This is a genomic window from Thioalkalivibrio sp. ALJ2 (assembly GCF_000378325.1).
Taxonomy (GTDB): Bacteria; Pseudomonadota; Gammaproteobacteria; order Ectothiorhodospirales; family Ectothiorhodospiraceae; genus Thioalkalivibrio.
This window is the reverse complement of the sequence record NZ_KB899554.1, coordinates 1,067,857-1,079,339: the sequence shown is the minus strand read 5'-3', so window position 1 is coordinate 1,079,339 and position 11,483 is coordinate 1,067,857. Positions and strand designations below refer to the sequence as shown.

The 11,483-nt window shown below is 66.1% G+C and carries 7 protein-coding genes; 6 read left to right on the top strand and 1 reads right to left on the bottom strand.

Features of this window, described 5'->3' with window-relative positions; all coding sequences use genetic code 11:
* Positions 1-414: 414 nt before the first annotated feature.
* On the bottom strand, positions 415-2,271 hold the full coding sequence (locus F468_RS0105085; RefSeq protein WP_018994710.1) for a thioredoxin domain-containing protein: 1,857 nt from the start codon (positions 2,269-2,271) through the stop codon (positions 415-417).
* Between the two features lie 253 nt (positions 2,272-2,524).
* On the opposite strand from F468_RS0105085, the gene F468_RS0105080 reads away from it, so the two are divergent.
* The 6 genes from F468_RS0105080 to F468_RS0105055 all read left to right on the top strand — a co-directional run bounded on the left by F468_RS0105080 (position 2,525) and on the right by F468_RS0105055 (position 11,412).
* Positions 2,525-3,508 (top strand): MerR family transcriptional regulator, encoded by a 984-nt coding sequence (locus F468_RS0105080; protein WP_038038618.1) that lies wholly within the window; start codon positions 2,525-2,527, stop codon positions 3,506-3,508.
* A 63-nt stretch (positions 3,509-3,571) separates the two neighbouring features.
* Entirely contained in the window at positions 3,572-5,104 is a 1,533-nt protein-coding gene (locus tag F468_RS0105075; RefSeq protein WP_018138737.1) for a cryptochrome/photolyase family protein, read from the top strand.
* The gene (locus tag F468_RS0105070; protein ID WP_018994709.1) at positions 5,104-6,543 is read left to right on the top strand and encodes a deoxyribodipyrimidine photo-lyase; all 1,440 of its coding nucleotides are present in this window, start codon (positions 5,104-5,106) and stop codon (positions 6,541-6,543) included. Before F468_RS0105075 ends, F468_RS0105070 begins: the two co-directional genes overlap by 1 nt.
* The gene (locus tag F468_RS0105065) at positions 6,540-6,803 is read left to right on the top strand and encodes a hypothetical protein (RefSeq protein ID WP_018138735.1); all 264 of its coding nucleotides are present in this window, start codon (positions 6,540-6,542) and stop codon (positions 6,801-6,803) included. Before F468_RS0105070 ends, F468_RS0105065 begins: the two co-directional genes overlap by 4 nt.
* A gap of 138 nt (positions 6,804-6,941) precedes the next feature.
* Positions 6,942-7,442 carry a hypothetical protein gene (locus F468_RS0105060; protein ID WP_018138734.1) on the top strand — a complete coding sequence of 167 codons (501 nt, stop codon included), beginning with the start codon at positions 6,942-6,944 and terminating at the stop codon, positions 7,440-7,442.
* Between the two features lie 148 nt (positions 7,443-7,590).
* Positions 7,591-11,412 carry an AAA family ATPase gene (locus tag F468_RS0105055; RefSeq protein ID WP_018994708.1) on the top strand — a complete coding sequence of 1,274 codons (3,822 nt, stop codon included), beginning with the start codon at positions 7,591-7,593 and terminating at the stop codon, positions 11,410-11,412.
* The last annotated feature ends 71 nt before the right edge of the window (positions 11,413-11,483 follow it).

Genomic DNA, 11,483 nt, shown 5'->3' with positions numbered 1-11,483 from the left:
GAAGGCCGCGCGTGCCCAAGATGTCCGAAGACCTAGCCTCCATCCATAAGCACAATCGCCGGGACAGCTGTTGCCTTGACCTTCACCCCCGTTGTCGTCGCGCCGAGTGGAGAGGGTTTTCGCGGGAAGAGAGGCGCTGACTGTCTGAGCGGAGCCGAAGGCGCAGCGAGTTTCAGCGCCGCCCGCGAAAACCCTCGGAGCGAGGGAAACCCCGGCCCGCACAGCGGGCCGGGGTCGCGGCAGTCGGGCGTGTTTCTTGGGTACTTCTTTGCACGAGCAAAGAAGTACCTCGCGGCGCGCTCGCGAGTGAGCGCTCGGCAGTATGCGGACCGAAGCCACCGTAAACACTGAAAGACGAACCAGGCCCAGCCTCAACGGCCCCGGACAGGTGCGCCACACGCCGGGCGCTGGCGATCAGTCGCGTTCCTCGAACCAGAGGATCAGCCGCGCATGATGCTTCGGCTGCCCCTCGACTCCGCGCCCCGGGCGCAGGTCGTACTCCTCGAAGGCCGTCTTGAGCGTCTCGCTCTCCTCCAGCCACTCTTCGGTCATCCGCAGGATCAGAGTGGTCGGCGACGGCCGGTGAACCGCTGGATGGAAGCGTTGCGAGATCATCCCGGGCAACGGGGGTTCCGGCTCGGACCGAAAGCCGTCGTCGTCGCGGAAACGCTCCCAGGCCGTCTCCAGCAAGGCGATTGCGTTGTCGCGATCACCACTGTCGCGCGTCGAATCCCAGTCACGCAGCCCCTGGGCAACATAGGCGTAATCGTTCAGCGTCGCCTCACCGGCATCCTCGCTCGGGAGGCCCATCAGCGTCGGCAACTCATCAGGCGACTCGGCCACCTCCAGCAACCACGAGCGCACGGCCTCTCCGGCCTCCTCGAAGCGCTCGTCGTGATCCGCCGCCAGCGCCAGCGCAGACAGCAGGAGCCCGTGCGCCCCGGTCAGGACCTTTTCGTCGCGCGGCAGACCGCGCTCCTCGCGAGCCTGGATCAGGGCCTCGCGGCCTCTGTCCACCTGCTCCTGCACCACCTCCTCGTCGAGCTCGAAGCGCTCGGCCAGTTGCGTGATGGAATCGCCTCCACGCGGCAGGTATCCGAGGTCGAACACCGAGGCGCCTTCCATCCCGAAATAGGCCCGCACCAGTTCCGGGTTCTCGTGATCCGCCAGCGCCGCGTCGAGATCCTCCTCCGGCCACAGGTATGCGCCGCCCTCGCGCCCCTGCTCGTCGATAGCCGAAAGACTGGCGGCGAACCCACGAAAGCCATCGGGACCGACGTCGGCCTGTTCGCCCAGGTCATCCTCGCGCAGGGCCATGTCGCGCTTCACGAAATCGAGATTCTCCAGGCCGATATCGATCCAGTCGTCACGATCGAAATGCGTACCCGCCTTGAGGTAAAGCCAGGCCAGCTGGGCCTGGTCCTCCAGCATCACCTCGAAATGTGGCTCGTCCCAGTCCGGCGACTCGGAATAACGAAAGAACCCGCCACCCAGTACGTCACGCAATCCGGACCCGCCCATCTCGTCCAGGGTGATCTCGAGAAACTCCGGGACCCAGTTCGGCGCCTTGCCGGCCTGCTCGGCTTCGAGCATCGCGCGCAGCCACGGCGAGTGCGGAAACTTGGTTGAACTCCCGAACCCACCCTGGAGGTCATCGGCCTCGCGTTCCATCGCGTTCCAGAGGACCTGCGGCAGACGCGCCGCCCGGCTGTCGGACATGGGCTCTTCGCCCTTGCGCAGCTGCTCGGAGAGCTCGTCACTGCCGCGTCGGGCGAGATCCAGAAGCCGGTCATAGTCGGCCTCGAGGCGGTCGGCAATGCCATCCAGGAACTCCGCGAACTGATCACGCGGGGCATACACCACACCGGTCAGCGCGTACCCCTCGGGCGTGACCACCACGTTCAGGGGCCAGCCAGTCGCCCCGGCGGTGGCGCGCTGAAACTCGAGCAGATAGGTATCGAGCGCACCGTTCACCTCGCGATCGACCTTGACCGGGATGAAATGCTCGTTCAGGCGCTCGGCGATGCCTTCGTCCTGGAAGCTCTCCTCCTGCATGACGTGGCAGTAATAGCAGGAGTAATACCCACTCGAGATCAATAACGGGCGCTGTTCCTCGCGGGCTTTCTCCAGCAGCGCAGGATCCCAGGCACGCCACTTTACCGGGTCGTCGACATGCAATCTGAGGTACGGGGAAATACTTTCTGCCATTTCGGGATTGGCCTGCACCGGCATGGCCACAGCCCAGGACAGGGCTGTAATCACGGCCAGCATAGAACCTCCCCGAATGACCGGATGTCGCGCTCTGTGTCCGTCCTGCGGCATTGTTCGCCTCCGTATGGGATCCTTTGCCCTATTAGGGGACTAAACCCCGTTCGGGTTCATTCCAACAGAACCCCCCATGAAGGCCTGGTGGCCAATCGCGGGGGGAGCGGTCGAGGCCGGGGTTGACGGCAACCATCAGTACGGCCGATGCTCGGCCCGAATACGCAGTACATGATCCGTACAGATGCTGTACAATTAACCTATGGCCAGCGCGACACAATTGGGCACATCCGAACAGGAAGGTCTTTATCCCATCCGCCACGTGTGCGCGGAGACCGGGATCAATGACGTCACTCTGCGCGCCTGGGAGCGTCGCTACGGGCTGATTCGCCCGATGCGCACCCCCAAGGGTCATCGGCTATACAGCGCAGACGACATTGCCCGCATCAAGCGCATCCTGGAGCTGCTCGATCAGGGGATTCCGGTCTCCCAGGTCCATCGTGTCCTGGCCAGCGAAAGCGCAACGGTGGAACCGCCCCCCTCGTCGCATACCCAATCCGAAGCATCCGCCAGCCGCAATCGCACGGGCACCAGCAAACCCGGTATCGCCCCTCACACGCTCGACCCACTGGCCGAGGCGCTCTATTCCTCTGCCGCGGAACTGGACACGGCTCAGCTGGAGAGGACCTACGCGCGCCTGGTTATGCGCCACGGCTGGAACGGCGTGCATGAAAGCGCCTTTCTCGAGGTCTATCGGCGCCTGCGGGAAGAATCGCGGCACTCGCCCGAAGGCGAGGTTCGCCTGGCGGTTTTCGCGGCCTGGGCCACCGCGGCCTTTGCCGATCAGCTGCGCGCAGCGATCCGGGCCTGCGAAGGTCCCGCCATTCCTTGCCTGGTCCTGGGCGGCGGGCACCAGCAGGTTGGCGGCATGCTCCTGCAACTGGCCTGCGCCCGGCGAGGCCTCAAAACACTGCCCCTGTTTGACGCGACCAGCCCCGAGGCCCTTGAGGCGCTGGTGAAACGCCAGTCCGCGCCTGCCGTGATAATCCACGGCTCCTCGCAGCTGATGCGCTCCCCCGAACTGCCGCGCATCGAGGCTATCCTGAATCGCCCCGGGCCTCGCTGCTATCTGGCGGGTTCCGCGGCGCTCGAACTCTCCCAGGTGAATCACCAGCGCGAAATCGAAGTGTTGCCCGGCGCGCCGCTCGAAGCGGCCGAACTCCTCAGCCGACAACTGCCTCACTGAGCCGGTCCACCACGGCTCGTGGACTCCGGCCAACCTCCGAGCGCGAACGACCACCCGACGAAATTGCTGGTGGTACTCGGCGACCAGCTCGCCCAGCCGCACCCCGTGCAGGAAACCCTGCACCCCTCCCGCGACGCCCTTTGGATGGCCGAGGTGCCGGGCGAATCGCTGCATGTCCCGTCGCACGCCGCCCGTACCGTAATGTTTCTCTCGGCGATGCGCCACTTCGCCCGGCGCCAGCGCGAGGACGGATGGGCGCTGCACTACCATGCCCTGGGCGACCACGGGCATCACACGCTCGAGTCCGCCCTGGAGGCCGATCTGCGCCGCCTGCGTCCGCGCGAAGTTCAGGTCCTGCAACCCGGCGAAGTTCGCGTACAGCGCGAGCTGGAGACGGCCTGCCGCAGAGCCGGGGTCACGCTCACCATCCTGCCCGACCCGCTGTTCCTGGTATCGCTCGAGGCATTTTCCGAGTGGGCCGGGACCCGCAAGCAACTGCGCATGGAGTATTTCTACCGCGACCAGCGCCGCCGTCTTGATGTGCTGATGGATGACGGCGAGCCCGCCGGCGGCCAGTGGAACTTCGACGCCGAGAACCGGGGGCATTTCGGCCGCGAAGGTCCCGGCCTACTGCCCGCACCGAGACGCTTCCCGCCCGACGCCGTCACGCGCGAGGTCATCCAGATCGTCGCCGAGCAGTTGCCCGACCTCCCCGGCCGCTGCGAGGACTTCGACTGGCCAGTCACACCCGCGCATGCGCGCGAGGCGCTGGACGATTTCATCGCCCACCGGCTGCCACACTTCGGTCAGTACCAGGACGCGATGTGGAGCAGCGAGCCCTGGCTGTACCACGCCCGCCTGTCCGCCGCCCTGAATCTGCACCTGCTCAGCCCGCGCGAGGTGATCGCTGCAGCGGAGGACGCCTGGCGCCGTGGCCATGCCCCGCTGGCCGCAGTGGAAGGCTTTGTCCGCCAGATCCTGGGCTGGCGCGAATACGTGCGCGGCCTGTATTTCCATTTCGGCGAGCGCTGGCACGATTGGAACGCGCTCGAAGCCGGGGAACCCCTGCCGGCGCTGTACTGGGATGCCGACACCGAGATGCGCTGCCTGCGCGAAGCCGTCGGACAGACCCTGCGTCTTGGCTATGCCCACCATATCCAGCGCCTGATGGTCACCGGCCTGTTCGCGCAGCTGCTGGGGGTACAACCGACCGCCATTCACGGGTGGTATCTGGGCATCTACGTCGATGCGGTGGAATGGGTGGAGATGCCGAACGTAATCGGCATGTCGCAATACGCCGATGACGGCCGCATGGCCTCCAAGCCCTATGTCGCCACCGGGCGCTACATCCAGCGCATGAGCAACTACTGCACACAGTGTCGCTACCGCCCGACCGAGGCGCTCGGCGACGACGCCTGCCCGTTCACAACCCTCTACTGGGACTTCCTCGATCGCCACCGCGAACGCTTCGCGAATCATCCGCGCACCGCGCTGCAGTGGAAGCACATCGAGAAGATGGACACCGAACGCCTTCAGGCCATTCGCACACAGGCCGCCGCGATCCGCGAACGGCTGCAGCAGGGGGAGCGACTCTGATGCCCGGACCCACCCTCGTCTGGCTGCGCCAGGACCTGCGCCTGGCCGACCAGCCCGCACTGCAAGCCGCCGCCGAACGTGGCGGGCCCGTGATCCCGGTCTTCATTCATGCCCCGGACGAGGACCTGCAGTGGGCCCCCGGGGCCGCCTCCAACTGGTGGCTGCACCACAGCCTGCAGTCGCTCAACGAGGCGCTGAACAAGGCCGGCAGCCCTCTGGTCGTTCGCGCCGGCCCGAGCCTCGACACCCTGCGCGAGCTGGTCGTCGAGACGGGCGCCGAGGCCGTGTACTGGAACCGCGTATACGAACCGGCCCGCGTCCTGCGCGATCAGGGGATCAAGGCCGGGCTGCGTGCCGACGGCCTGGAGGTTCGCAGCTTCAACGCGGCCTTGCTGATCGAGCCCTGGGACGTCGAGACCGGCCAGGGCGGCCCGTACAGGGTCTTCACCCCGTTCTGGCGCGCCTGCCTGCAGCGCGGGATTGAACAGGACCCGCTCCCCGCCCCTTCTCGCCTGCCGGGGCCCGAAAAACCACCGGCCTCCCTGACGCTCGACGACTTGGCACTGCTGCCCCGAATCGACTGGGCCGCCGGCCTGCGCGCCACCTGGGCACCCGGCGAACGCGGCGCCCAGGCACGCCTGGAGCGGTTCCTCGGGCAGTCGATCACAGGCTATGCCGACAGCCGCGACCGCCCCGACCAGGACGGCACCTCCGGGCTGTCACCGCATCTGCATTTTGGCGAGGTTTCGCCGCGGCAAGTGTTGCGCGCCCTGCGCGATGCCGACATCAGCCTGGAGCACAAGGGGCCCGAGTCTTTCGTGCGCGAACTCGGCTGGCGCGACTTTGCGCACCATGTGCTCTATCACTTCCCGCACACGCCGGAACAGCCCCTGAACCCGCGCTTCGAGGATTTCCCGTGGCGCGAATCGGAGGCCGACCTCGCCGCCTGGCAACAGGGCCGCACCGGAATCCCGATCGTGGACGCGGCGATGCGCCAGCTGTGGGAAACCGGCTGGATGCACAACCGCCTGCGCATGGTCGTAGGATCCTTCCTGACCAAGAACCTGCGCCTGCACTGGGTGCACGGCGCCCGCTGGTTCTGGGACACCCTGGTCGACGCCGATCTTGCCTCCAACACTCTGGGCTGGCAGTGGGCCGGTGGCTGCGGCGCCGATGCCGCACCGTATTTCCGGATCTTCAACCCACAACGCCAGGGGGAACAATACGACCCGGACGGCCGATTCGTGCGACGCTTTTTGCCGGTGCTCAAGAAGACCGAAACACGGTATATTCACGCCCCGGGCGCCGGCGGCACCCTGGGCTATCCCGACCCGATCGTCGACCTGAAAGCCAGCCGCCAGGCCGCATTGGAGGCCTTCGAGGCCATCAAGAACACATCAACCAGTCAAACCAAGTCATCCAGCAAGGCCCAGACATGACCTTTTCCGAACGCAACCTGAACTACCCCAAAGGCGTTAGCTACAACTTCAGCCGCCACGACAAGACGACCCCGGTACGCGTGACCCACGAGGGCAAGCAATACGTCGGGCAGGTCCTGAATTCGAAAGCCCCGTACCGCATCCGAGTGACCGAGGAGATCGTCGGGCCCGGCACTGCACGCTTCATCCCGGTGCGCGAGATCCAGGTGCAAAACCTCGAGGGTGTCGAGTACCTGCACAAGGGCTACCACGGGCACTAAATCGCCCGCGCGGGGGCCATCCAACCGCCCCCCCGAAGCAGGCTGGGCATGGGAACTCGTGTGCACACGGGTCCCCATGCCCTAAACTCGAGGCATAGTCACCGCAGAAACCGGCTCTGGGTCGGCAAGGAGCTCGCCATGAAATACCGGCTGATCGGCATGATCGGAACTGTCCTGCTGGCCTTCCTGCTCACGGGTCCGGTGGCGGCGGAAAAGCCCTCCGACGAGCGTGCACTCGCAGGCATCGAACACGGCCAGATCCTCTGGGACATCACCATTGGCGATCCCGAACGCCTGATTGCCCGGCTGAGCGTTATCGAGGAGACCCACGAGGACATGGTGCGCCAGGGTCTGGAACCGAACATGGTGTTCGCGTTTCGCGGTGGTGCCGCCGCGCTGATTGCACGCGACACCGACCACCTGGAGATCGAGGACGTATCGGCGGTACGCCACATCCATGACCGCCTGGCCGACATCCAGGAGCTGGATGGTGTCCACATGGAGGCCTGCTACATCGCCACCCGTCGCTTCGATCTCGGCCAGGACGACCTGATCCCGGGCGTCAATCTGGTGGGCAACACCTTCCTGTCCATCATGGGCTACGAGCAGCAGGGATACACCACTATCCGGATCGACTGACCCAGCACCTCAAATCCCGGTACAATCCGGGTGATTTCGTCTCGCGGCCAGACAGCGCGGGCAAGACACGCAATAACCACCCGGGCACCGGCAACAGCGGCGACGACGCCCGTTGGCATGCGCCCGGCGTTTGCGACAGGGGGGATGGTTGGCTCATCTGGAGATCACGACCTTCGGCACAGTCGGCGTGCGGGTCGAGGGCCGTGATGTGCCCGCCCTGTCCGGCACCAAGCTGGGGCTGTTGCTGACCTACCTGGCGGCCGAATGCCCACGGCGCGTGCCACGCCAGGAACTGGCGCACCTGTTCTGGCCCGAGCTGGACAGCGACAGCGCACGTGTCAACCTGCGCCAGGGGCTATTTCAACTGCGGCGGCAACTGCCGGATCCGCCCGCCGCCCTGCTCGAGGCCACACCGCGCTACGTCCACTTCCAGCTTCAGCCCGGCACCGAGATCGATTTCCTCGCCCTGCACCGCCTGCGGGCCGACCGCAGCCACCTGAGCTGCAACGAACTGGCCGCACAAACTCTCGCGAGTATCCGCCACTACCATGGCCCCTTTCTTGATCCCGTGCGCGCACTCCAGGATCTCCCCGAGCTCGCCGCCTGGGCACAGACACAGCGCGACCACTACTGGTCCCAGCTGCTCCTCCTGATCGAGGAAAATCTCGACGATCTCTGCCACTCCGCAGACGCCGAAGCCCTGCTCACCGAACTCCAGCGACTGCTGGCGATGGAGCCCCATGAAGAGGCCCTGCACCGCCTGGTCATGCTGACCTTGGCCGGCATGGGTAACCGCGAGCGGGCGCTGGAACACTTTGGCCGCCTGGAGCGCCAGGCGGTCGATGGCCCTGGCCACCTGCTGGTGCGAACCCGCGACGAAATCCTGGCCCCAACACCAAAGACACCGGCAACGGTGTCTTCTACTGCCACACCCGAAACAGCCTCTCTGCGTGCCGAGCGCCGCCGGGTCACCGTTGTGGCCTGCCTGGTCCAGGCGGACGCCGAGCTTGACGTCGAGCTGCAGAATGAACGCATGCAACACACCCTGGAGCAACTGGACCTGGTCCTGTTGAACCATCGGGGGCATGTGGTTCGGGCCCCTGGCAGCGGCCTCCTCGCCTATTTTGGCTATCCTGCAGGTCGCGAGCAGGCGACCGTCGATGCCGTCCACGCCGCCTGGCAAGTCCTGCAAACAGCCCCGAGCGACTGCGAGCTGCGCATAAGCGTCGATACCGACCTCATCGTAACCGGGGTCGACCCGGACACCCCCGACCCCGCTGGCCTGCTCAGCCAGCGCGCACAGGCTCTGGCACGTTCGACCGACACGGGGACGCTCGTGGTCTCGCCATCCGTGCACCAGCGCGTCTCGGGGTATTTTCTGTTCAGCCCTCACGCAGGCACGGGAGTACTCGAAGGAAGCCAGCGCGTCACCGGCGACCCCGGCCCCCTGGATCGCGTCGATGCCCAGCACGCCCGAGGTGGCCTCACTCCTCTGGCAGGACGCACAGAGGAGCTTGAGCGCCTGCACATGATCTGGCGCCAGACACTCGAACATCACAAACCACACTATGTACTGATTCAGGGTGAAGCCGGCCTGGGCAAGAGCCGTCTCGCACGACACCTCGACGAGCGCATCCGCGGCCAGGCGCGCTCGCGCTTCCTGCTGAAGTGCCGCGAGGACCGCGCGCGGCACTTGTTGACGCCCGTGCGTCAAGCGTTCGCCACCTGGCTTGGGCTCGGCAGCATGAATGCCAGCCGCCAGCGCCGACTGGCACGTGCCCTCGGCACCGCTCGGTCACTCGATGCGGACATCGCCGACGCCCTGGCGCACTGGCTCACACACCCGGACAGCAACGGCCTCGAAGCACTGGCCGCGCAGGGTCTCGACCGGGATCACATCATTGACGTCCTCGTCGAACTCGCCCGGCGCCGAGCCCAACGAGGCCCCATCCTGCTGATCTGCGACGACCTGCACTGGATGGATTCCGGCACGGCCGAATTCCTCCGACGCCTGTATCAGCGCCTGCATGACCGCCCGTTGCTGACCCTGCTCACGGCCCGCATGAGTTTTCGCTCCAACTGGCGCGATATCCCGCTCGAGCACCTGCGACTGCACGCCCTGCCCGACCAGGCTGCACATGAACTCATCGAGCGCTGCGACACCCAGCATCGCCTGACGACACACCTGCGCGAACAACTCATCGAGCGCGGCGAGGGCGTCCCGCTTTTTCTCGAGGAGCTGACGCGCTACACCCTCGAAGCGGCGCGCACCGGGACCCTGCCCGACACCTTGCCGCCCGGACTGGCTAATCTGCTGGTGGCACGTCTGGAACAAACCGGGACCGCGCGTGACCTGGCCCACGCCGCGGCCGTAATCGGACGCGATTTTGATACGCGCATCCTGAGTCACCTCCTGGAGCAGCCGGCCGACGTGATCCGCCGCCAGCTCAGCCGCCTCACCGGCCGCGGATTCATCGAGCCGGTCGGCGTCCTGGACGGTGTGCGCTACCGGTTCCGTCACGCGCTGTTTCAGCAGGCCACCTACGAATCCATGCTGGTGGCCGAACGAACGCGTCTTCACGGCCGCCTGGCCGATCTCCTGCGTGACGATGGAGGCACAAGCAGTATCGACTGGGGCCAGGTGGCCAGCCATCTCTATCACGCCGGGCGTGTGGAGGAGGCGGTGCCCGCCTGGCTCGAGGCGGGAGAGGCGGCGTTCGCCCGGGGCATGCTGCTGGAGGCCTCGCACTACTTCGAAGACGCGCTCAGCTGCCTCGATCGCGAGCTGGGTGAGCGGGAACCGTCGGAAGAACGCGATGCGCAGACCCAGCGAGCCCTGGGCGGACTGGGTGCCTCAAACCTCGCCTTGCTGGGATACGGCTCGCGCACAGTGCACGCGATCTTTGAGCGTACGCTGGGCATCACCGCGCCCCAGCGAGACGCGGTGCAGTACTTCCGTGTGCTCTGGGGACTTTGGCACGGTGCCGGATCCTGGCATGGCTTTGATGAAGCCCACCGCCTGGCCAACGACATGGAACAGGTCGCAGAGCAGTCGAACGACCGCCTGCTACGGATCGCCGCTCACTATGTACAAGGCAACACGCACTTCTGGAGTGGCCAGCTGCCGCTGGCGCTGGAACACCAGACCCAGGCGCTCGCCCTGTACCGCGAAGACGACCACCCACACCTGGTCGCGCGCCACACCGAAAACCCTGCGATCAGCTCACGCGGCTTCATGGCCTGGACGCTCCTCTTCTTCGGCAACCACGCTCGCGCGTGGGATGAAATGGATGCGGCCTGCGCCGAGGCCACAGCGCTGGAACACCGCCCCACCGAGGCCTTTGTCTACGCCTTCCGGGCAGCGCTTGGCTTCTTCGCCGACGACCCTGACGAAGCCCTGACCTCCGCCCGCCGCGCGCTCGCGATTGCCGAGGACTATGACTATCCCCTCTGGCGGGCCTCAGGCCTGGCACTACAGCACTGGGCTCTCGCGCGCCAGGGCGACCCCTCGGCTGTGGCTCCACTCCGGGAACAGGCAGATGCATTGCGCCACATCATGGATGGCGTCAGCACCATCTTTCAGCTCTTCCTGCTCGACGCCCTGCATGCAACCGGCGCCAAGCCCTCGGAACGCCTGCAGATCGCCACCGATACACTGACCAACTGCCTGAAACGAGGGGATCACGGCTTCGAACCCGCCATCCGGCGACTGCGGGCGCATGCGCTACTGGAACGCAGCGACGGCACCGACAACGAGGGCTGGCAGGAGCTGGAGCGGGCACGACGTCTGGCCCACGACCACGGCAACCCGAATATCGAACGATTAACCCTGCTCGACTATGCCCGCTTTGCTCGCGATGACGTCTGGCGCCAGTGGAGCGAACGCGAACTCCTGCGCATCAACCACTGCATCATCCCCCGACGACACCCATCCGAGCAGGCGCTGCAGCAAAACCCGCAGCTCGCCTGAACCGGTCCCGCGCCAGCACGGGTACCGGCGCGCACAAAAGAAAAGGCCCGAACCTTTCGATTCGGGCCTTC